This is a genomic window from Brevibacterium sanguinis (assembly GCF_039528855.1).
Lineage (GTDB): Bacteria > Actinomycetota > Actinomycetes > Actinomycetales > Brevibacteriaceae > Brevibacterium > Brevibacterium sanguinis.
Genome location: NZ_BAAAMB010000001.1, coordinates 26,612 through 47,268, shown reverse-complemented (window position 1 = coordinate 47,268; position 20,657 = coordinate 26,612). Strand labels below are relative to the sequence as shown.

At 68.9% G+C, this 20,657-nt stretch carries 19 protein-coding genes, 1 tRNA gene and 1 pseudogene; 3 read left to right on the top strand and 18 right to left on the bottom strand.

Going from position 1 to position 20,657, the window contains the following annotated elements:
* Window positions 1–290 precede the first annotated feature (290 nt).
* Window positions 291–434, top strand: a complete 144-nt coding sequence (locus ABD154_RS00230) for a hypothetical protein (protein ID WP_198499656.1) — start codon at window positions 291–293, stop codon at window positions 432–434.
* A gap of 426 nt (window positions 435–860) precedes the next feature.
* Here ABD154_RS00230 and ABD154_RS00225 read toward each other — a convergent pair whose 3' ends face one another.
* The 9 genes from ABD154_RS00225 to ABD154_RS00185 form a co-directional block, all read right to left on the bottom strand.
* Entirely contained in the window at window positions 861–1,874 is a 1,014-nt protein-coding gene (locus ABD154_RS00225) for an inorganic phosphate transporter (protein ID WP_198499657.1), read from the bottom strand.
* Window positions 1,875–1,877: 3 nt separating this feature from the next.
* The gene (locus ABD154_RS00220) at window positions 1,878–2,498 is read right to left on the bottom strand and encodes a DUF47 family protein (protein ID WP_137825730.1); all 621 of its coding nucleotides are present in this window, start codon (window positions 2,496–2,498) and stop codon (window positions 1,878–1,880) included.
* 347 nt (window positions 2,499–2,845) lie between these two features.
* A complete protein-coding gene (locus tag ABD154_RS00215) occupies window positions 2,846–3,433 on the bottom strand; it encodes a hypothetical protein (protein WP_232623704.1) in 588 nt (195 codons plus the stop codon).
* 44 nt (window positions 3,434–3,477) lie between these two features.
* Window positions 3,478–4,500, bottom strand: coding sequence for an Ldh family oxidoreductase (locus ABD154_RS00210; RefSeq protein ID WP_344249250.1), 1,023 nt, complete (start codon window positions 4,498–4,500; stop codon window positions 3,478–3,480).
* Entirely contained in the window at window positions 4,497–5,249 is a 753-nt protein-coding gene (locus tag ABD154_RS00205) for a GntR family transcriptional regulator (protein WP_198499659.1), read from the bottom strand. Before ABD154_RS00205 ends, ABD154_RS00210 begins: the two co-directional genes overlap by 4 nt.
* Before the next feature lie 59 nt (window positions 5,250–5,308).
* Window positions 5,309–6,469 (bottom strand): fumarylacetoacetate hydrolase family protein, encoded by a 1,161-nt coding sequence (locus ABD154_RS00200; RefSeq protein ID WP_344249247.1) that lies wholly within the window; start codon window positions 6,467–6,469, stop codon window positions 5,309–5,311.
* Window positions 6,470–6,547: 78 nt separating this feature from the next.
* Window positions 6,548–7,831, bottom strand: a complete 1,284-nt coding sequence (locus ABD154_RS00195; protein ID WP_344249245.1) for a TRAP transporter large permease — start codon at window positions 7,829–7,831, stop codon at window positions 6,548–6,550.
* 1 nt (window position 7,832) lies between these two features.
* Window positions 7,833–8,501: a TRAP transporter small permease gene (locus tag ABD154_RS00190; RefSeq protein ID WP_198499662.1), complete on the bottom strand. Its 669-nt coding sequence runs from the start codon at window positions 8,499–8,501 to the stop codon at window positions 7,833–7,835.
* Window positions 8,501–9,550: a DctP family TRAP transporter solute-binding subunit gene (locus tag ABD154_RS00185; protein ID WP_198499663.1), complete on the bottom strand. Its 1,050-nt coding sequence runs from the start codon at window positions 9,548–9,550 to the stop codon at window positions 8,501–8,503. The genes ABD154_RS00190 and ABD154_RS00185 overlap by 1 nt, the downstream gene beginning before the upstream one ends.
* Before the next feature lie 342 nt (window positions 9,551–9,892).
* Between ABD154_RS00185 and ABD154_RS00180 the strand changes: the two genes are divergently transcribed.
* Both ABD154_RS00180 and ABD154_RS00175 read left to right on the top strand, forming a co-directional pair.
* The gene (locus ABD154_RS00180; RefSeq protein ID WP_232623705.1) at window positions 9,893–10,846 is read left to right on the top strand and encodes a hypothetical protein; all 954 of its coding nucleotides are present in this window, start codon (window positions 9,893–9,895) and stop codon (window positions 10,844–10,846) included.
* 182 nt (window positions 10,847–11,028) lie between these two features.
* Window positions 11,029–11,101, top strand: a tRNA-Lys gene (locus ABD154_RS00175).
* A gap of 610 nt (window positions 11,102–11,711) precedes the next feature.
* Here ABD154_RS00175 and ABD154_RS00170 read toward each other — a convergent pair.
* From ABD154_RS00170 to ABD154_RS00130, 9 genes and pseudogenes are all read right to left on the bottom strand, one after another.
* Window positions 11,712–12,776, bottom strand: a pseudogene (locus tag ABD154_RS00170) (recombinase family protein); the annotation flags it as partial.
* Between the two features lie 211 nt (window positions 12,777–12,987).
* Window positions 12,988–13,218 carry a hypothetical protein gene (locus tag ABD154_RS00165; protein ID WP_061228216.1) on the bottom strand — a complete coding sequence of 77 codons (231 nt, stop codon included), beginning with the start codon at window positions 13,216–13,218 and terminating at the stop codon, window positions 12,988–12,990.
* A complete protein-coding gene (locus ABD154_RS00160) occupies window positions 13,218–13,820 on the bottom strand; it encodes a hypothetical protein (protein WP_102162517.1) in 603 nt (200 codons plus the stop codon). The genes ABD154_RS00165 and ABD154_RS00160 overlap by 1 nt, the downstream gene beginning before the upstream one ends.
* A gap of 16 nt (window positions 13,821–13,836) precedes the next feature.
* Window positions 13,837–14,283, bottom strand: coding sequence for a single-stranded DNA-binding protein (locus tag ABD154_RS00155; protein ID WP_061228217.1), 447 nt, complete (start codon window positions 14,281–14,283; stop codon window positions 13,837–13,839).
* 106 nt (window positions 14,284–14,389) lie between these two features.
* Window positions 14,390–16,141, bottom strand: coding sequence for a type IV secretory system conjugative DNA transfer family protein (locus ABD154_RS00150; RefSeq protein WP_344249235.1), 1,752 nt, complete (start codon window positions 16,139–16,141; stop codon window positions 14,390–14,392).
* Window positions 16,142–16,167: 26 nt separating this feature from the next.
* A complete protein-coding gene (locus tag ABD154_RS00145) occupies window positions 16,168–16,734 on the bottom strand; it encodes a hypothetical protein (RefSeq protein ID WP_061228219.1) in 567 nt (188 codons plus the stop codon).
* Window positions 16,734–18,227 carry a TraC family protein gene (locus tag ABD154_RS00140; RefSeq protein ID WP_061228220.1) on the bottom strand — a complete coding sequence of 498 codons (1,494 nt, stop codon included), beginning with the start codon at window positions 18,225–18,227 and terminating at the stop codon, window positions 16,734–16,736. The genes ABD154_RS00145 and ABD154_RS00140 overlap by 1 nt, the downstream gene beginning before the upstream one ends.
* Window positions 18,224–19,084 (bottom strand): hypothetical protein, encoded by an 861-nt coding sequence (locus ABD154_RS00135; RefSeq protein ID WP_061228221.1) that lies wholly within the window; start codon window positions 19,082–19,084, stop codon window positions 18,224–18,226. Before ABD154_RS00135 ends, ABD154_RS00140 begins: the two co-directional genes overlap by 4 nt.
* 103 nt (window positions 19,085–19,187) lie before the next feature.
* Entirely contained in the window at window positions 19,188–20,651 is a 1,464-nt protein-coding gene (locus tag ABD154_RS00130) for an SCO6880 family protein (protein WP_061228222.1), read from the bottom strand.
* Window positions 20,652–20,657: the final 6 nt, after the last annotated feature.

Below are 20,657 nucleotides of genomic sequence, written 5' to 3'. Positions count from 1 at the left end.
ATCCCGCTCGATATCGCGCACGGAATCGAGCGGGATCCACCTCGGGGAGGCCCGGACGTCGGACCAGACGTCGGCCTCGGACGTCGGACCGGACGTCGCCCCAAGGCGTCCGGCACGGCTTCCGTCGAGGGTGTCCGGCACGGCATCCCCAGTGCGTCCATCGGCTTCCCTCGAGGTGCCCGACACAGCTGCCCCGCGCACCCGACAGGTTTTCCTCCCAATTCGGCCCATCCGGATCGGGGACGGCTCCGAACCCCTGACACCATCGCACCGCCATCGGAGGGAACACCATGACCGCGGCTCCTGCACTCAACCGCCCGACGCGTATCCTCATCGAGCTCGTCGGCGGCGTCCTCGGAGCCGCTGCCGTCCTCGCTGCGACGGTGGCCGTCTCCGCGCTCGTGCTCGGGCGGCGGACCGCGACGCCCCACTGATTCCGGCAGGGTCGCCGTCGACGGGTGGATCGGCTGCGGCTCTGTCGGCCACACCTTCCCCTCGCCGGCCCACTGGCCTCAGCGGCTGTCATCGCAGCCGCTGAGATCGGCGGGACACCCGGCAGTCCATCCCCAACAGTGCGGCTGGCGGTACTCCGTCAGCCGCGTGTTGCGGACCCCGAGCCGTCACGTCACTGCCGAGACTCTGACGTTCAGATGAAAACCGTCACGTCTCGGCCGAGACTCTGACGTTCAGATGAAAACCGTCACGTCACTGCCGAAACCCTGACGTTCAGATGAAAACCGTCACGTCACTGCCGAAACCCTGACGTTCAGACGAAAACCCTCACGCCCCGACGGAGACCCTGACGTTCAGACGAAAACCCTCACGCCCCGACGGAGACCCTGACGTTCAGACGAAAACCCTCACGTCCCGATGGAGACCTTGACGATGAGCCCGATGACGATCGCGAGCAGCGCGGCGGCGGGGATCGTCAGCAGCCATACCCCGAACATCGGGACGAAGTAGCGGGCGCGCGGATGCCCCTTCCGGCCCGCGTACTGCGTGCCGAGGATCGCCGACCCGAGCACGAAGGTCAGCGACACCGGCACCCGCATGATGAGGGCCGCGATGTACATGAGCACGGCGGCGGCACCGTCGGCGGCGACGGACTTGACCGGGTCGAGCTTCGCCATCCGCACCGAGAGCGTGCGCACGACCCGCCAGCCGCTCAATCCGGTGCCGAGCGCCAGCGCGAGCGCGATGATGATGCGCACCGGCCACGAGATGTCGATGACGTCGACCCTCTCCCCCGGTGCGGTCTGGACGGCGACGATGGCGACCATGACGAGGGCCGCCGTCTTCTGTGCGTCCTGCACGCCGTGGACGAGCGAGAGCGAGCAGGTGAGCACCGAGTCGACCATCCGGGCGCTGCGGAAGAGCGGCTTCGATGGGGTCGAGGCGAAGATCTTCGACAGCAGCACGGTGAGCGCCCAGGCGAGGAGGAAGCCGAGGAGCGGTGAGAGGAGCAGCGGGAGCACGACGGAGTCGAAGGCCTCGCGCATGTCGAGGGCGAACCCCAGGACGATGCCGGCGCCGATGAGTCCGCCGATGAGGCAGTGCGTCGAGGACACCGGCAGGGCGAGCCAGTACGTGAAGAGACTCCACGCCGTCGCGGAGACGAAGGCGATGAGGATGCACAGGAGGATGGCGTCGGCGGCACCGGCGAACTGGACGATCTGGTTGGCGACGACGATGGCGATGCCCTCACCGAGGAGGGCGCCGATGAAGTTGAAGACGACCGCGAGTCCGAGTGCCCATTTCGGGCTGAGCGCGCGTCCGACGACGGCGTTGCCGATCGTCAGCGCCGCATCATGGAACCCGTTTGACCCGGCGAAGATCACCGCGGCGACGATGACACCCGCCAAGAGCAGCTCCACGGATCAGGATTCCTTGATCGCGATCGAGGCGACGACCTTGCCGAGTTCGGTGAAGCCGTGGGCGGCGCGGACGAACGCCTGCCCGAGCTGGGACACCGCGGCCATGTAGGTGAGGCCGCGCTTCGAGTTCGGCACGGCGTCGGACATCCGCCACTGGAGGGTCTCCACCTGGTGGGTGAGCCGGTTGATCGCGTCGACGTAGTCCCACTGGTCGAGTTTGCCCGGCAGCTTCGACACCATCCGCGAGGTGTGGTCGGTCTGGTTCGACAGGACGGCCAGGGTCTCGAGCACACCCGAGGGCAGAGTGTCGAAGGCTTCGGAGGCGAGGACGAACCCGGCCCCGTGGAGGAGATGGCAGATCTCGCGCATGTGATGGCACAGGAGGTAGAGATCGTAGCGGTCGAACGGGGTGATGTAGTTCTCGCGCAGCGCCCGCAGCACCGCACCCATGTCCTCATCGGCACGATCGCCGATCTCCCGAAGCTGGTCGGCGACTTCACGACGCTGCCCGACATCGGAGCCGGAGAGTTCGGCGAGGACGAGATTGCACTGCCGCATCTGTCCGACGAGATCGGCCATCCGCTCGTAGAACACGGTGTCCTGCGGTACCCGTCGCAGCCGCATGCGATTCCTCCTGCCCCGCCGCCGGACGGTGTGCATGTCGCGCCAATGCTCTGTGGTGAAGTTATGACCCGGACGCTGAACCGAGAGCGCCTCTCGGCGATAGGCCGCTCGAAGCGGCTGAGGTTGGAGCCCGGGGCTTCAACGATCCAACGTCCGGATGGCCCGAGGGCCGCTTCCCACGATACCGCTTCCTCGCCGTGCGTCTACCCCGAGAATGCCCGGACGACGTTGAAAAATCTCACAGTCCCGGACCGCTGATCTCGGGACTTCGCGCCTGCATCGGAGCGGGACCCGGAACTCCCCCGCCGAGGCGGTTCCTCAGTCCCGCGCACCCCTGACCTCGGGTGTCACTCGAGTCCGCCGTGGCGGCGGGCCATGCCCGCGTCACCCAGGTCCTTCGAAAGCTGCTGCAGGCGGGTGCGGGTGTCCGGGTCGTTCGCGCCGGCGGCGCAGATGCCGACGAAGGCGCCCGCCCGCAGGAGGGCGATGACGACGTCGCCGCGGAAGGCGCCGGCGAGGATCTCGTCGATTGCGCGCGCCACCTCGTCGGGTCCGGCGGGCACCTCGACGCCGGCGAGGATCTCCGTGAGGCCGATGCCCTCGGTGGTGCGGCGCAGGCCGAGGTCGAAGAGGTCGGCGACCTCGCGGGGCGCGGTGACGATCCACTCCCGCAGGGCGTAGAGGCGCCACAGCGCGCCGGGGGCCGAGACCGCGGGGGCCGCGGACCACATCTCGGCGATGACTTCGAGGCCGATGTCGTCGGCGAGGTCGATGAACCGCCTCGTCGCGGCTTCGTCTCGGTTGCCGCGGCAGTCGCCGAGGAGGAGCGCGGCGGTGGCGTGCGAGGTCTCCGAGCGGGTGACCGGGTCGCTCGGGTCGCTCACGGCGTCGAGATCGGCGAGGGGCACGGGGCGGTGATACGGGCGTTCATTCATCGTGCGTGCAGTCTAGTCGCCGCGGCTGGGCACGGGTAGGGGCGTCACTGCGGTCGCGTGAGGCCGAGCCGGTCGGCGAGGGCGGTGAGCGCCGCGGCGGTGGACTCGTCGAGGTCGACGCTCTCGGCCTGAGCTGCTTCGGTCCCGTGTTCGATCTCACCGGGCAGGCGCACGTCGGCGCCGGAGTCCTGGATGGCGGCGCTGAGGGCGCTCACCTTCGCCTCGGCGGTGTCGCGGCCGTTGAACGCCGCGGCGTCGAGCGCGATGAGGAGGTGGCCGTTGTTCATCGCCGAGGCGGGGTTGTCCCAGATGTCCTGCGTCTCGTGGGCGAACGTCGCGGTGGTCAGCGCTCCGCTCAGCGCCTCGAGCAGCACCGCGAGTCCCGACCCCTTGTGGCCGCCGAAGGGCACGAGCGCCCCCTCGGCGGCGTCGGCCGGGTCCGTCGTCGGACGTCCCTCGGCATCGACGGCCCAGCCGGCGGGGATGTCGCGTCCGGCGTTGCGGGCGGCGATGACCTTGCCGAAGGCTCCCGCCGAGGTGGCCATGTCGACGGTGAGCGGCTCGCCGTCGGCGGTCGGGGCGGCCAGGGTGAGCGGGTTCGTCCCGATGACCTTCGCGCTTCCGCCGTGGACGGCCACAGTGGGCCCGGTCGTCGAGGTGAGCAGGCTGAAGATGCCCCGTGCCGCCAGCTGGTCGGTCCAGAACGCCCCGGCCCCGTAGTGGCTCGAGTTCTCCACGGCCACGCAGCTCACCCCGTACTCCGGGGCCCTCTCGAGGGTCCAGTCGACGGCGGTCTGCATGACGACCTGGCCGAGGCCGCTGCCGCCGTCGAGGACGGCGGAGGCGCCGTTGTCCCGGGCGAAGGAGACCTGCGGGCGCGCCGCGATCCCTCCGGCGGTGAGCGCGCTGACGTAGAGCGGGAGGCGCAGCAGGCCGTGGGAGTGGATGCCGCGCTGATCGGCCTGGACGAGCGAGCGCGAGGTCAGGGCGGCGTCGGCGCCGGGCACCCCGCAGGCGCTCAGGGCGGAGGCGGCGAAGTCGGTGAGGGAGTCGACACGGAATCTCATGAGCCGCCGTCCGGTTCACAGGCCCCGGCCCCGAGGACGTGGGAGCGCGCCGCCGCGGGCTCCCGTCCGGGCGCTGCGTCCGCGGGCTCCCGTCCGGGCGCTGCGTCCGCGGTGCTCGCGGAGAAGCGTTCGAGCGCGCGGAGGATGTGGGTGCGCATCGCCTCCTCCGCCGCCTGCGGGTCGCAGTCGGCGATGGCCTGGGCGATCTCGGCGTGTTCGGTCACCGTGTCCGTGCCGTGCGGATCGCCGGGGAAGAGGCGGAAGAGGTGGAGGTGCGGGTGCATCTGCCGATACGCGTCGAGGAGGAAGCTGTTGCCGGTCGCCTCGAGGATGCGGGTGTGGAAGCGCGTGTCATGCTGCGAGAGCTCCTGCTTCCAGTCGGCGGCACCGAAGCCCGCGCGGAAATCGCTGATCTCCTCGCACAGGGCGCGCCCCGGGTTCGAGCCCCGGTCCGCGGCGACGACCTTCGCGGCCCACGGTTCGAGGAGCAGCCGCATCTCGATCATCATCTCGAGGTCGCGGCGGCTGAGCAGCGGGGTCGTCGCGTACCCGCGCGGGTGCCGGGTGCGCACGAGCCGGTCGCCTTCGAGGCGCTGCATCGCCTCGCGCACCGGCGTCTGGGACACCCCGAGTTCGCGGGCCATGCGGTCGATCGTGATCCGCTCACCGGGCGGCACGGTGCCGTCGAGGATCATCGACCTGATCCTCGCGTAGACGGTGGATTCCGCGGCCGTGTCCCGTCCGGTCATCTCGACATCCTTCCCCGACGCGCTGGCGACATCCGTCCCCACTCCTGTCATCACCGACACTATCGCTGTCCCGAGGCGAGGTCACGAAGGAGGGAGCGAATGCCGTAGTCCCAGGTGGGAAGCTCCTCGCACCGTCCGACGACGTTCGTCAGGTTGCCCAGGCGATCGCTGGTGATCGTCACGACATCGCCGAGGCGGTGGGTGAATCCCAGCCCCTCCTCCCCGCGGTCGGCGGTCGGGGCGAAGAGGGTGCCGGTGAAGAGGACGAACCCGTCGGGGTACTGGTGGTGGGGTCCGTGGGCGGCGGCGAGGAGCTCCTCGAAGGAGCGGCTGAGCGCGCTCACGGAGTTGATGCCCGACAGCGTGTATCCGTCGTCGCCGGTGACGGTGAGGGTGAGGTCGAGGCCGCGCGCGTCATCGAGGTCGAAGGTCGCATCGAAGAGGCGGATGAGCGGGCCGAGCGCGGTCGAGCGGTTGTTGTCCTTGGCCATGCCGAGCAGCAGCGCGCTGCGGCCCTCGACGTCGCGGAGGTTGACGTCGTTGCCCATCGTCACCCCGTGGACCCGGCCGTGGGAGTCGGCGACGAGGACGAGTTCGGGTTCGGGGTTCGACCACGCGGAGAAGGCGGGGATCCCGACGGTGTCGCCGGAGCCGACGGCCGAGAGCACGGGGCCCTTCGTGAACACCTCGGGGTCGGGGCCGAGACCGACCTCGAGGTACTGGGACCACCAGCCCTTCGCGACGAGCGCGGCCTTCAGCCGGGCGGCCTCGGCCGAACCCGGGCGGATCGCGGCGAGGTCGGCGGTGACGGCTGCGGCGAGTTCGGTCCGCACCGCCTCGGCGCGGGTCGGGTCGCCGTCGCAGCGCTCCTCGATGAGGCGTTCGATCATCGAACCGGCGAAGGTCACCCCGCAGGCCTTGATGACCTGGAGATCGATCGGGGCGAGGAGGACGGGGCGGTCAGCGGCCCCGGCGACCGCCTCGGCGGGGGTGACGATGTCATCGATCGACCACTCGGCCGGGTGCGAGGTCAGTGCGGCGAGTCGGTCGGTCGCCTCCGGGTGGTCGAGGATCCCGGCGACCGTGACGTCGATGCGGGAGGCGTCGCGGACCTCGTCGCCGGTGACGAGGACGGGAACGGGAGCCGGGCGTCCGGGAGCGGACACGCGACCGAGGAAGGTGCCGGTCGCCTCGGCGGGAAGGAGGTCACGGAGACTCACGACGGACGACCTCCTCGGCGAGCGGAGACGACGATGGGAAGTGACACGGGACGGGAACCTCTCTGGCGGGGTGGACGGTCAGACGGCGTAGCCGAGGAGGCTCGGCAGCCACAGGCTGAGGAACGGGACGACGGAGATGAGGATGAGGGTGATGAGCATCGGGATGAAGAACGGCATCGTTCCCCTGATCACCGTCGTCACCGGGTACTTCGTCACCGAGGACAGGACGAAGAGGACGAGGCCGACCGGTGGGGTGAGCAGTCCGATGAGGAGGTTGAAGATGATCATGATGCCGAAGTGGACGGGGCTGAGGCCGAACACCTCGGCGACGGGGAGGAGGACCGGGACGAGGATGAGGATCGCCGAGGTGGGTTCGAGGACGCAGCCGATGATGAGGAGCAGGAGGTTGACGAGGATGAGGAAGACGATGGGGCGGTCGGTGATCGACAGGAGCACCTCGGCGGCGAGCTGCGGTGCCTGTTCGCGGGCGAGGACCCAGCCGAAGAGGGCGGCCCCGGCGACGATGATGAGGATGCCGCCGGTCGTCTCGACGGCGGTGACGAGGGCGTGGCGGACCTTCTCCCACGTGAAGTTGCCGTAGACGATCGCGAGCATGGCGATGTAGGCCACGCCCACGGCACTCGCCTCGGTGGGGGTGAAGATGCCGGAGAGGATGCCGCCGAGGATGACGACGGCGGCCCCGACCGGCGGCAGGGCGCGCAGGCCGGACTTCACGCGGTCGGCGCGGGAGGCCTTGGGCAGGCGGAGGTCGTTGCGCTTGCGGGTGAGGACCCAGACCATGGCGCTCAGCGTGAGGACGAGGAGGACGGCGGGGACGATGCCGGCCATGAAGAGCGCGCCGACGGACACGCCGGCGGTGACGGCGTAGATGATCGCCGGAATCGACGGCGGCATCATCGGGGCGATGAGGGAGGAGGCGCCGGTGACGCCGAGGGAGAAGCCGACGGGGTAGCCGCGGCGGATCATCGCCGGCACCTGGATGCGGCCCATCGCCGCGGCGTCGGAGATCGCGGCGCCGGAGACCCAGGAGAAGCCGAAGCTCGTGAGGATGTTGACGTAGCCGAGCGACCCGCGGACGTGGCCGATCGCGGCGACCGCGGCGTCGTAGAGGCGGTCGGTGGCCCCGGAGATGTTCGCGAGGTTGCCGAGCAGGATGAACATCGGCACGGCGAGGATGGCGAAGTCGAAGACCCCGGAGGTCGCCTGCTGGACGGCGAGCGCCGGACTCGAGGAGGGGTCGGTGATGATGTAGACGAGCGAGGGCACAAGAAGGGCGATGCCGACGGGCACGCGCAGGGCGAGGAGCAGGAGGAGGGCGGCGAGCATGAGGATGAGGGTCATGTCACAGGCCTTCCAACTGAGCGGCGGAGTCGACGGTGTCGGGGTTCTCCTCCGGGAACTTCGCGACCATGATGATCTCGATGACCGTGTGGATGAAGATGAGGATGAAGCCGATCGTGGCGGCGAGGTAGAGCAGCGCGGTGGGCAGTCCCGAGGCGGGCATCGCGATCGCTGAGACGATGTCGACCATCATGATCCCGGAGACCGCCATGAACGCGGACACAGCGAGGACGACGAGGCGGGCGAAGGTGCCGATGACCCGGCCGACGGAGGCGGGGACGACGGTGGCGATGAGATCGACGGTGATGTGGGAGCGCCGGGAGGAGACGAAGGCGGCGGCGATGAAGGTCAGCCACACGAGGGTGAGGCGGGCGACCTCCTCGGTCCACGACAGCGGCGAGTCGAAGACGTAGCGGGTGATGACCTGGAGCATGACGAGGGCGAAGACGCCGACCATGAGGAGGATGCCGATCGTGCGCTCGAGCGTGATCGCCGCCCGGTAGAGGCCGCTGCGGCGTTCGAAGGAGTCCTGCTCGAAGGCCAGGGTCGCCTCGGCGTCGGCGATGTTGTCGGTGCCGGGAGACTGCGGGTCGGTCGGGTCGGGGCTGGTCGGATCCGGGCTGGTCGGGTCAGGGTTTGTCGGGTCGGGGTTCGGGGTCGTCGGGTTCATCAGTTCTCCTCCCCTGCTTGCGAGCGCGCGTCTTCGAGGGACTTCTTCACCGCGAGGTAGGTGTCGCCCCAGCTCACGCGGGTCGGCAGCTCCGCGGCGACGAGGTCGCGGAAGGCTTGGATGTCGACGTCTTCGACGACCTCGATCTCCCCGGTCTCCTTCCAGTCGGCGAGGATCTCCCGCTCCTGGGTGACCGTGCACTCCTCGACGCGGACGCGGGCGGCGTCGATCGCCTCGGTGAGGATCCGGCGCTTCTCCGGCTCCATGCTGTCGAGGAGCCGCTGGTTGCCGACGAGGTAGACGCCCTGGACGATGTGCTCGGTGATGCTGATGTAGTCCTGGACCTCGTAGAACTTCGCCGAGGCGATCGTCGGGATCGGGTTCTCCTGCGCGTCGATCGTGTTCTGCTGGAGGCCGAGGTAGACCTCGCTGAGCGCCATCGGGGTCGCTGTCGCGCCCATGATGTCGAGCGTTGTGAGGTAGAGCGGGGCGTCGGGGGTGCGGATCTTCAGACCGTTGAGATCCTCAGGCGTGCGCACCGGGGTGTTCGCCGTGACCTGGCGGGCTCCGTAGTAGAAGTTGCTGACGACCCGCAGGTCGGTCTCGGCGGCCATGTCGTCGAAGACGCCGGTCATGATCGGCCCCGTCGTCGCCGCTTGGAGCTCAGCGGCATCCTCGGCGAGATAGGCGCCGTCGAGGACGGCGGCCTCCGGGTGCCACGCGCCGAGGAACGAGGGCCCGCTGTTGACGAAGTCGAGGGCACCCGTGGCGACCTGCTCGACCATCTCGGCTTCGCTGCCGATCTGGGCGGCGGGGTAGATGAGGACGTTGAAGCCCTGGTCGGCGAGTTCCTCCTTCATCGGCTCGAGGCCGCAGGAATTGACCGGGTGGGTGGCTTCGTAGACGTTGCCGAAGCGCAGGGTCGTCGCGTTCGGGTCGACGGCGTCGGTCGCGGCGCGGTCGAATTCGACGGGTTGGAACATGGCGCAGCCGGAGAGGGCGAGCACGGCGGCTGCGGCCGTGATCGCGGTGGCGAGGCGCTTCTTCATGTGTTCTCCTCAGACGAATCCCGCCGTTGGGATCCTCACGACACTGTGATGGCTGATGGTTGAGACACTGCTCGGGGCACTGCTGAGTGTGATGCTGTGAGCTGCCGGTGGCGCAGGTGCCGGCGCCCGTTGGAACGTATAGCTTTTCCTCAAATCGTATACATAGGATGTGTCGTGGGCAACAGTGATGGGAAGAATCGCCCATGAATCTCCGGGAGAATCTCCTACGAAAATCACAGTGTCCCCTACTAAAATGAATCAGGGTCTGACACCGCAGCAGGCGGTCTGATCAGACATCTTGTGAAGACGACTTGTATCGACAGTGAACGAGGAGGAACTCCCGTGGCGAAGTCATCAATGGTTCAGAAGGGCCTCGACAAAGCGGCCAAGCTCGCGGTCAACGAGGACGGAACCATCAATCCGCGCACGCAGTCGGTGCTCTCGAAGCTGCTTTCCGTGCAGCGTCCGGTGGCCCTGGCCTACGTGCGGTCGCTGCGCCGGCGGCACCCGGATGCCACTCCCGAGGAGCTCGTCGAGATCATCCGCAAGCACTACCTCGCGCTGACGACGACCGGCGGCGCGGCCGTCGGAGCGACGGCAGCAGTGCCCGGCATCGGCACGATGGCAGCGGTGGGCTTCGCGACCGCGGAGACCGCCGGGTTCCTCGAGCTGACGGCGCTCTTCGCGCAGTCGATCGCGGAGATCCACGGTCTGCCGGTCAATGATCCGGCGCGGGCGAACGCCCTCGTCCTCGGCCTCATGCTCGGCAAGGACGGGAAGAACCTCGTCCAGCGGTTCGGGAAGAAGTCCGTGGGACCCGAGGCCCTCCTCGGCGACTGGGGTGCGACGGTGACGAAGCAGCTGCCGGCGCCGGTCGTCGACATGCTGCTGCGGAAGCTGCGCAAGACCTTCATCCAGAAGTTCGCCGCGCGCGCGGGCGGGTCGTTCTTCGGGCGCCTCCTGCCCTTCGGCATCGGCGCGGTCATCGGCGGCGTCGTCAACGCGCAGATGGCGCGGAAGGTCGCGAACGAGTCGAAGACGGCGTTCGGCGCCGCCCCGACGGTGTTCCCGCTGGAGACCGATCCGCAGTTCGTCGACCAGAAGAAGGACAACAGGCTGCTCGGGACGATCAAGGCCCTGACGTCCCTGGGCCGGAAGAAGGACAAGGACGTCGACGGCGAGGTCGTCGACGACGGCAGCGGTGTCGGCGTCGACGCGTCGAAGTACGACGCGGATTCGGTCAACTCCGCGGGGGCGTCGAGTGGGGACGCGTCCTCGAAGCAGATCGGACGCTGACCGGCGTCACCGGCACTTGAGTCCGCCCGCGGACTCGGGGATCACCGGATGAGCGCAACGGGTGCCTCGCGAACGTCGCGAGGCACCCGTTCGCGTTTGAGGAAACGCGTGCGCTGGCCCTAGTATTGGGGAGTCTCCGATCATCGCTCTGGGTGCACACCCATGCCGGTCCGACGGAGGCCGGGCCTCTAGCTCAGTTGGTAGAGCAGCGGACTTTTAATCCGCGGGTCGTGGGTTCGATCCCCACGGGGCCCACCCGACGCACAAGGCTCGAACCCTTGCCAACAGAATCGTTGGTGGTGGTTCGGGTCTTGTCTGCGTTCTCGGCCCAGGTGAGGGCGTTGGCGTTGATCTCGGGGTCGAGGAGCATCTCGAAGGGCCGGTTGTTCTCGACGCGCAGTTCGTCGTCTTCGTCGATGTAGACCTTGGTGAAGAACGCTTGGTTGCATAGGCGCCTGTTGGCGTCGTCGCACCGGTTGTAGATGTCAGCGCAGTTGGTCAGCAGGTTCAGGGCGTCGTCGAGGTGGGCTCGGGCGTCGGCGTACTCGCCGTGGTGGGCGTCGATGCGCCGGCTGACTTGGTCGAGTTCGCCCAGGATGCGGTCTTGTTCGCGTTTGAGCAGGGCAAGCGGGATCGCGTCGGCGTAGTGGGCTTGCAGGAGCCGTTCCTGCTCGTGTTGGAGGCGGTCGCGGTTGGCGGTGAGCTGGGCCAGTTCGTCGACCTCTGCGGACATGAGCCGGTCGAACTCGTGATGCAGCATCCCGGCGAGTGCTTCGTGCTGAGCGGGGGTGATCTGGATGCGCTGGTAGTAATCCTCGATCAGTTTCTCGACATCGGCGATGAGGATCGCGCTGCGGTCGCAGTTGGTGCGCTTGGAGTGCCGGCCGGAGCAGACGAAGTAGCAGTAGACGTTGCCGTGTCGGTTCTTCGCGTTGGACACGATGAGGCGGGACCCGCATCCTCCGCAGTGGATGGTGCCTTTGAGGTAGTGGTCGTGGATCTGCGTGGCCTCGGCCGCGGACTTGTGAGCGGTGAGGACGGATTGGACCTGGTACCAGACCTCGGCGGGCACGAGCGGCTGATGGGCTCCCTTGTAGTTGACGCCGCGGTATGTCACGTCGCCCTTGTAGTAGGGGTTGGTCAGCAGTCGGTGCACCGAGGACACGGCCATCGGCTTGGAGGGGCGTTTCGGGGTGGGCAGGCTCATCAGGCCGCGGGAGGTGAGTTCGTCGTGGAGCTGGCTGACGGTCCAGTTCCCTGAGGCGTAGGCTTTGAAGGCCCACTGGACCAAGGGTGCCCGCTCGGGGTCGAGTTCGACGGTGCGGGCCTCGCGGCCGAGTTCGTCGCGGGTGCGGACGTTGAGATAGCCAATGGGTGCCTTACCGAGGGTTCCACCGCCGGCGGCCTTCTGGGTCATGCCTTTGGTGACTTCGGTGGCGAGGTTGCGGGAGTAGAACTCGGCGATGGTGGACATGATGCCGTGCAGCAGCATCCCCGAGGGCGTCTCGTCGATGTTCTCGGTCGCGGAGACGAGTAGGACTCCGGCTTGCTGGAGGGCGAGGTGGATGGTCACGTCGTCGGCTCGATTGCGGGCGAGACGGTCGACCTTGTGAACGATGCAGTAGGCGACCTTGTGTTGTTTGACGTAGCGGATCATCCGCATCAGCTCGGGACGGTCGGCCTTGCGCGCGGACTCACCGGCGTCGACGAACTCTTCCACGACGGCCGCGCCGAGTTGGCCGGCCTTGCGGCGGTTGGCTTCGCGCTGCGCGGGGATGGAGAAGCCCTCGTCGCGGCCGCCCCTCTCTGCCTGTTCCTTGGTGGACACGCGCAGATACGACACTGCCACGGCGGCACCTTCGGGTGGGTCGATGAGGCTCTGTGCCGGGTCGTCACGGACGGGGTCGGTATTGTTGGACGCGGTGGCCATCGGGGTCCTTCTCTCACGCGGATCGACCCTCGCGTCCACGGGCCGATGGAGGCCGGGACGGGGGTGTTGATCGTGAGAGCAGCCCGAAGGCTGTAGGACTAGACCCAGAGAGGGTCACGTTGCGTGTTGCCCGCCACGTGGCGGGGTTTAGGACCACAACACCACACGCGGTGCGCGAGGCTTGCTTGGTTCATTCTACCGTCCCGGTCCGTCACTGCGCGATAGCCGTAGACGCCGAGGCGCCGCCGGTGGCGGGGCGGTAGGTGTCGGGTAGTTCGGCTGCCCGGTGTTCGGCGCGGGTGCGGCCGGTCTCCTGCAACGTCAGCCGGATCAGGACCTCGGCGAGCTTGTGGAGGTCCGGCTGGTCACGATGGACCGCGCGGACAGAGAACGACCGGTCCTCGTAGCTACGGCGGTTCGTCTTCTTCGCGTAGGAGCCCATCAGTCCCGCACCTCCCCGGTGTCGCGGTCGATGTGGGCGTAGAACTCGTCCTCGGTCTGCTGGCGGCGCCGCACATCGGCTTGGACCCATTCCACGAACTCCTCGTCGCGGTCGGCGATGACGATGTCCTCCACCGGCGGTGCAGGGTCCTCGCCGGGCCAGACGGTCTGCCGGGTGGGCCGGTCCCGATCCAGGCGAGTGCCGGAAGCGGCCACCCAGTCGCGGAGCCGGTTGCGGGTCTCGACGAAGTCGCGATGCCACCCGCTCGGGGCGGAGCCGTTCTGCTCGGCGTCGTAGGCGCACAGCCAATGCAGATGCAGAGCGGACAGCTCCCACACCAGCTCGGGGTGGTGGTGCCAGAACGGTGGGATCACGCTGGCGGGCAGCCCGTAGGTGTGCCGAAGCCAGTCCACCCACCGGTTCAGAGCCAGCCATTCCTGTTCCAGCTCGTGCGCGGTCAGCAGATTCCAGTTCACCGGGCGCGGTGGCTCCGACACGTCCGCGGCGCTGATCCGCGGCGGACTGTCGAAGACATCCGATTCATCCAGGACGGAGTCGTCCGCCCCGGCGCCGGCGTCAAAGTCGGGAGTGTCGTCAGTCATCGTCGCGGCTCCCGGCTCACAGGCTCAGCGGCGACGACTGGGCGGCCGGTGCCGGCCGGTGTGGTGCCTCGAACGCGGTCGCCTCCCGCTCCAACGCGGCCCGACGCGGTGTGCGGTCCACGTCGTACCGGGTGCGGGCCGTGTCGTGGCCGATCTTCTTGGCGACGAACTCCTCACCCTCGACGTTCTGGCCGTTGCGTTCGTAGCTGACGGGCCGCGTGTAGCCCTCGGCGATGAAGTTGTCGCCCTTGGCGAACTTCGCGTGGGCGTGGTCAGCCGAACGGCCGAACATCACCATGTGGTGATAGCTCGTCTCGATCTGGGTGAACGACCCGTCGTCCTCGCGGCGGAAGTGCTCCTTGCCGATCCGTGCGTAGAACCGGGCATCGCCCTTCGACGTCTCGCGCAACTGCGGGTCCGAGGCGATGAACCCCGACAACGACTCCTGCGTTTGAATAGCCATGACAATGCCTTCCTGCCTTCTCGATAGCGACCACCCGTTCGGGGCCGCTGTGTCAGGCAGGTGCACGTCCGCACACACGCACGCGCATGTGTCATGGCACCGCGTCTTAGGACTCGGTGGGGCGGCGCAGCAACGCCTCGATCTCGGCCCGGTCCGTCTTCAACCGGGCGGCGTCAGGGCGCGATGGCCAGGACCGCAGGTCGGTGACGATGGGCGGTGCCGACCGCAGGAGGGTGATACCGGTGCCGAATGGCAGCGTTCTGATTCGGTCTGGCGGCAGGATGGGGACGCGGCGGATGGAGCGTTGGTTGGAGCGGGTGCCGTGGTCGCCGAGGGTCACCGAGTCGGTGTATTCGTCGCGTTCGCCGATCAGGGTGGTCAGGTCTTGGAGGTCACGGCTGTTGGAGGCGCCGCCGAGGATGATTTTGACGATGCTGGCGTCCCAGATCGCGCCGGCGGCGTTCTCGTTCCACTTGTCCCGTGCCTGCGCCAGCGACTGCAAGACCGGGAGAGTGGTGATGCCTGTGCCTCCGCCTTCGGCCATCAGCGTCGGCAGTGACGGCAAGGGGGCTAGGTTGCCGATCTCGTCCAGCGCGAGCAGTAGGGGCGGGTCGAGCCTTGCGCCGGGTGAGCGCGCGGCGATCTTCCGTGCGGTTTCGATGAGGTCTTCGACGAACGACGCCACGAGGGCTGCGGATGCGCCGGCGCCGGCGCCGGTGGCGAGCAGGTAGAGCGTGCCGCGCTCTCGGATGAAGCCTTCGGGATCGAACTCCTCGCCTGGGCCGGGTGTGACGGCATCGAGAACACGGGGGTCGGCCAGTGCACCGAGGGCCAGCGCCACGCCTTGCCAGATGCTGTCGCGGGTCTTGGGGTCGGAGTCGATCATCGCCCCGAGGGAGTCCGCCCACCCGGTCGCCGCGTTCGGTGAGTTGGTGAGGATGGCGACGGCTTCGGCTGCCGCACTCGGGTCGAGGGTCCACCGAAACAGTTCGGCCGGTGGCCGGTGGTCGAGGGCGGCGGCGTGCAGGAGCGATTGGAGGGCTGTACGTGTTTTGCCCTCCCAGAAGCCCCCGGATTCGACCCCACCGGCGGACAGCCCGGTGGCCGCGGCGAGGCCGGTGGCGCGGATCATCGCGGTCAGCGGGTCTTCGCAGCCGCGGACGGGTGACCAGCGCATCCCGGCAGGCAGCCCCTCAGCCAAGCGCTGCGGGTCGAATACGGCGACGGGGCCGACCCGCTCGCGGGCGCGGAGGGTGGCGGTGAGGTTGTCCGGCCGCGTGCTGGTGGTGACGACGGCGCCGGGCGCGTCGAGGATCGCCGGGATCACGATGTGCAGGCCTTTGCCCGACCGCGGCGGGCCGATGAGCAGGATCGAGTCCTCCACACTCGCCCAGACCTCACGCCTCTTGGAGGTTCCGATCCGGTAGCCGACATCCGACGGGACGGGATCGCTCAGCGAGGGCCGAAGTGTCCCGGCGCGGCGTAGCAGCGCCTTGCCCGAAGCGGTCTGGGTGACTTCCTGGCTGGTGGCGGTCCCGGCGAGGCGCCGTGGGTCACGCTCGACCTTCCGTGAGTGCCGTCGTAACCGACCCCACACCCATGCACCGGTGGCCATGAGCCCTGCGAGCAGGGCCGCGGTGGTGATCCAGTAGGCGACCGGGTGCAGGCCATCGGCGGCCAGCGCGCTTGCGGGGTCACCGGGGTTGAACAGCACCCCGAGTCCTGCGGCCGGGCCGGCTTCGGGTTGGTGTGTGCCGGTGAGGAACGCCGTGACGGAGCCTGCGGCGCGCAGGATAAGCGCGACCCCGAACATGCCGACCAGACCGACGAGGGCGGCGTTGGTCAGCTCATCGCCCATGCTTCCGGTCTGCCGTGGCGGTGCGCTCACGGCAGCCGCCGCACATGCAGGGTCCCCGAGACGCGGCCCAGCAACACGACCTCACCCGTGCCGTCGCGCAGGACTGGCCGGAGGCGGTCGAGGTCGAGGAGGGTGCGGGCGTCCCCGGTACCGGTCGCGTCGGTGTGGGAGACGATGACCGCGACGGCGACGTCCTCGCCGGGCACGAACCCGTCTGCGGTCAACTCCGCCAGCGCGGGGCCGCGGGGCTTCGTCGTGTGCTTCCCCCGCCCCGAGCCTGGCTCGCTTGGTTCGGCATCGGCGGGTGGCGAGGTGCGGCGGCGGCCGCGGATGATGTCGGTGAACACGGTCCCGTCGGTTTCGCGGACCTCGATGCGCACGGTGATCGTCCGGTCGGCGGTGATGGCGTCCAGGAGGGTTCCGAAGGTGCTCCGCGTCCACGTCTCTCCCTCCGATGGCGGAGGGAAGTTGGTGCCGTCGACGGTGACGTGCAGGGCGCCGGTCTCGGTGACGGTGATGACGACGTGAGGCAGCACCACCGGGGTCTCCTCGGGCTTGTGCGGGGTCGCACGGTGTGGGGGTGTGCGGGTCATCACTTCACTCCCGAGGTGAGCCGGGAGCTGGTGTCGAACAGTTCCAGCTCGGCCGGATGCAGCTGATGCTGGGTGACGAAAGCCCGGTCTTTGATCCGCCAGAGCCCCTGCCCGACCCCCAGGGAGGGGAGGAGTTTCTGCTCGGTGCCGGTGAGCCCGAGGGCGTGGGCGGTGGAGCCGAGCTGATCGGACTCCTGCCGGTAGACGATCCGGGTCTCGGCATTGGCCAGGAGACTGTTGGCCAGGGAGCGCATGGCAGAGCCGGCGTCGCCGACGTTGTCGAGGTCGGAGAGCTTGTGGAAGATCAGCATGTTCGCGATCCCGTAATGCCGCGCCAGCCGCCAGTGCGCATCCATCCGGCGCAGCAGGGCAGGATGGGACATCAGCCGCCAGGCTTCGTCGTAGATCACCCACCGCTGCCCACCGGCCGGGTCCAGCAGGGCCGATTCCATCCACGCCGAGGAGCACGTCATCAACACCGACATGAGCGTGGAGTTCTCCGTCACGCGGGACAGATCGAGCGAGATCATCGGCAGGTCGGGATCGAACGCCACGGTCGAGGGTCCGTCGAACAAGCCGGCGAGGTCACCGGCCACCAGGCGGCGCAGGGCGTGGCCGACGAGCCGGCCGTCTTCGGCCAACCGCCCGTCCGCGTCGTCTTCCGCATTCGGTTGGAGGATGCGGTCGACGACCATCGGCAGGATCGGCACGGTGTTCTCCCGCACCGTCTCGGACAGCGCCAGGTCGATCGCCGTGTGCTCCAAGGGCGTCAGACCTCGGGTGAGGACGGTTTCTGCCAGCGCGCCGATGAGGTCGCGGCGGCGAGAGGCGACCGTGGTGGCCCACTGCGCATCCGAGAACCCGGAGGGTCGGTGACCCTCGTCGAGAGGGTTGAGGCGGGTGTTCAGGCCGTGGCCGAGGACGATCGCTCGCCCGCCGACCGCTTCGGCCACCCGGGTGTGTTCGCCCTTGGGATCGCCGGGCACGTACACGCGCCGCCCGAACGGCAACGACCGCGTGTAGAGCGACTTCGCCAAGCTCGATTTGCCGGAGCCGACGATCCCGGCCAGGACCAGGTTAGGAGCGGTAATGACCCCACGGGCATAGAGCACCCAGGGGTCGTAGACGAAGGAGCCGCCGGAGTAGAGGTCTTGGCCGACGAAGACCCCGTCGGCGCCGAGACCGCCCTCGGCGACGAACGGATACGCGCCCGCCAACGTCGCCGACGTGTCCTGGTGCCGAGGGAGGTGGAATCTGCCCGGTGTGCGCAGCGCTGCCGGTCCGGGTTCACCCGCGGCAGGCAGATACCGCGTCGCACGGCGTTCGGCGCGCTCGGCGTCGGCTTTGGCCTTCGCTGCTGCCTGCTCGGTCCGGCGCTGCTCGGCCTGGAGGCGGGCGGCCGCCTCCCGGCGCTGCTTGCGCAGCCGGCGTCGCTCCTTCGCCGGAGCGACCAGCACCGAGGTGTGCAGCCGCTCGGTCTCGCGCGCGCTCACAGTGACAGCCCCCGCCCTGCCGGCCCGGCCGTGCGGGCGGGACCGGCGAACCAGTCCTCCTCTGTCGCGGGAGATGTCCGCAGCGATCGCTCCCGCATCGCTGTGCGGGTGGAATGCGATGTGCTCGTGTCGAGGGGACCGACGCCTGCGATGGCTTCACGGGCGGGCACCACATCGGCGTCGTCCAGTTCCGCATCGGGTGGGACGGTGTGCTGGCGGAGCAGGCTGACGTGCCCCATGGCCGGGTTGTAGGTCAGGGCGTAGTCGCCCTCGGTCACGACCCTGTCCAGTGCCCCGGTCGGGGGTGCGTCGTAGACGTAGCCGTTCTCCATGGCGGCGCCGGTGGTCTCCTCCCCGAAGTCCCACTGGGCCAAGTGGGTGATCGCGGTGTCGGTACCGGCGCGGTCGATCAGGGCCAGCACCTGATCGGCCTCCTCGCCCTGGAGGAACACCACGGAGACCCACCGCCGCTCGGCAGTATCGGTCGGCGCCTCGGTCGAGATAGCTGGCTCGGCGTGCCAGGCGATACGCCCCGAATGGGAGAACGCGGAATCGAGGTGGTCGTGGGCCTGGTCGAGCAGGGTGCCGGCGTGGTGCAGCTCGTCGGCGGCCGCGAACACGCTGTCCGATCCTGCGAGGTGATCGCCATCGTCATCGTGGGCACGGTCGCGGTGGGTCAGATGCGTGTTCGCGAGCTGGTCGAGCACCTGCCGCAGCGACCGCACGCTGGCCACGAGGTCACCGAACACCGCGTACGTGTCGGCGGGATCGTCGAAGACCCGGCTGGCGTGCGCGAGACCGCGCAGCGCTTCGGATGCTTCGGCGGCATCTTTGAGTGGGTCATGGAACGTGGGCATGAGCGCCTCCTGTGGGGCGAGAACGGAAAACCCCGGCATCCGGGGTTCGCCTGTCAGGTGCACGCCCGCCCCCGCTGTGAGTCCCGCCCCGCAGTGAGTTGGGTCAGATGTGGCGGCACAGCGGCAGCGCGGCGGCGGTGAACGCCGCGGCCTGCTGGCCGACCAGCAGCCGGGTCTCGCAGGAGGCTTGGATGGCGGCCTGTTCGATCGCTGCCACGGCGGCGTCGAGTTCGTCGACGGTGGGTGCGGAGACGCTGATGAGGCCGGTGTAGCGCAGCACGCCGTGGCCAGCGGTCAGGTCGGCTTCCTGCTGGAGGACGTCGTGGTATTCGGCGGTGTGGGCGGCGTATTCGATCTGCCCGATCTTGGCGCGTTGGGCGGCGTCACTGATGTGTTCGACCTTCTTCTTGCGGATGTCCCGGGCCGCCTGGTCCGAACGCATCGGCGTGCACAGCAGCGAGAACGAGCGCTGGATGCCGGTGGACAGCAGCACCGGGGACAGGAAACCGGGGTAGACCATCGAGCGGGGCCACTCATTGATCCACAGCACGGCGTGGTGGGCGGAGTCGGTGCGCAGCCTCGTCCAGGATTCGTTGACGGCCACGGGTCCGGCCGTGGCGAGCTGCTGGCCGAGTTCGCCGTGGCGCGCCAAGGTGGCGGCGATGGCCGGGTCGTACGCGGCGCGCAGGATGACGGCGATCTGCCCAGGACTCAGCCAGCCCGATGGGGTGAGGTCGGCTGAGCGCAGGGCGGCGGTGAGGGTGGACATCTCTTGGCGCAGTACGGCGGCAGCACCCCGGATGCCGCCCCCGGCGGTCCTGATCTGCCGCGCGCTGGTCTTCATGTCCAGGCTCAGGGACACGGTGGTGGCGTGGCGTTCCCCGGCGGGGCCGGCGCGCTCGATGAGTTCGGCATACGTGGTTGCGGCCCACGTGTCGTCGGCGGTGCCGTGGGTCGCCCACCATTCGGCCAGCCCGGTGCCGGAGTCTGGCAGGGTGCGCTCCAGCACCTGGAGGGTCGCGATCCGCCCGGAGCGGCACACGGTGGCCAGCACCCGGCCCCAGGAGGTGACCCGGCGTTCCTGCTCGCCGGGATCGAGCAGCACGAACGCGGGATGGGTCACCTCACACACCACGGTCAGGGTCTGCTGGTGAGGGTCGTGGACCATCCCGGCGCCGGTGTCGGGGTCGGTGTATTCGCGCAGTCGGGCCATGTCACCGGGCAGCGCAAGCGTGCCGGCCGGTCGTGGGACAACGAGGCGGCGCCGGTACAGGAGCTGGCCGCCGGTCGCACGCCACAGCCACCAGAACGTGACCGGCAGCCATTCCACGGCCGGACGCCCGGCAACCGGTACCCAGGTCAGGGCGGCGGCGAGCACCCAGACCGGCGCGGTGTAGGCCAGCAGGATGCCACCGCCTGCATACAGCGCGACCACGACGGAGAGGACACCGGTGGCGAGGGTGATGAGTTGGGATAGGGAGAGGCCGAGGAGGATACCGCGGCGGGTCAGGCGGGAGAACTTGACCGGCACCAGCGCGGTCGAGGGCTCTTTCTGCTTCGAGGTCATGACCGC

Excerpts from the sequence above, each read along its gene's own strand:
- ABD154_RS00220 (WP_137825730.1), bottom strand. The coding sequence starts at position 2,498 with ATGCGGCTGCGACGGGTACCGCAGGACACCGTGTTCTACGAGCGGATG.
- ABD154_RS00160 (WP_102162517.1), bottom strand. The coding sequence starts at position 13,820 with ATGACTGACGACACTCCCGACTTTGACGCCGGCGCCGGGGCGGACGAC.
- ABD154_RS00135 (WP_061228221.1), bottom strand. The coding sequence starts at position 19,084 with ATGCCCACGTTCCATGACCCACTCAAAGATGCCGCCGAAGCATCCGAA.
- ABD154_RS00130 (WP_061228222.1), bottom strand. The coding sequence starts at position 20,651 with ATGACCTCGAAGCAGAAAGAGCCCTCGACCGCGCTGGTGCCGGTCAAG.
- ABD154_RS00195 (WP_344249245.1), bottom strand. The coding sequence starts at position 7,831 with ATGACCCTCATCCTCATGCTCGCCGCCCTCCTCCTGCTCCTCGCCCTG.
- ABD154_RS00165 (WP_061228216.1), bottom strand. The coding sequence starts at position 13,218 with ATGGGCTCCTACGCGAAGAAGACGAACCGCCGTAGCTACGAGGACCGG.
- ABD154_RS00150 (WP_344249235.1), bottom strand. The coding sequence starts at position 16,141 with ATGGGCGATGAGCTGACCAACGCCGCCCTCGTCGGTCTGGTCGGCATG.
- ABD154_RS00210 (WP_344249250.1), bottom strand. The coding sequence starts at position 4,500 with ATGAGATTCCGTGTCGACTCCCTCACCGACTTCGCCGCCTCCGCCCTG.
- ABD154_RS00190 (WP_198499662.1), bottom strand. The coding sequence starts at position 8,501 with ATGAACCCGACGACCCCGAACCCCGACCCGACAAACCCTGACCCGACC.
- ABD154_RS00230 (WP_198499656.1), top strand. The coding sequence starts at position 291 with ATGACCGCGGCTCCTGCACTCAACCGCCCGACGCGTATCCTCATCGAG.
- ABD154_RS00185 (WP_198499663.1), bottom strand. The coding sequence starts at position 9,550 with ATGAAGAAGCGCCTCGCCACCGCGATCACGGCCGCAGCCGCCGTGCTC.
- ABD154_RS00205 (WP_198499659.1), bottom strand. The coding sequence starts at position 5,249 with ATGACCGGACGGGACACGGCCGCGGAATCCACCGTCTACGCGAGGATC.
- ABD154_RS00145 (WP_061228219.1), bottom strand. The coding sequence starts at position 16,734 with ATGACCCGCACACCCCCACACCGTGCGACCCCGCACAAGCCCGAGGAG.
- ABD154_RS00215 (WP_232623704.1), bottom strand. The coding sequence starts at position 3,433 with ATGAATGAACGCCCGTATCACCGCCCCGTGCCCCTCGCCGATCTCGAC.
- ABD154_RS00155 (WP_061228217.1), bottom strand. The coding sequence starts at position 14,283 with ATGGCTATTCAAACGCAGGAGTCGTTGTCGGGGTTCATCGCCTCGGAC.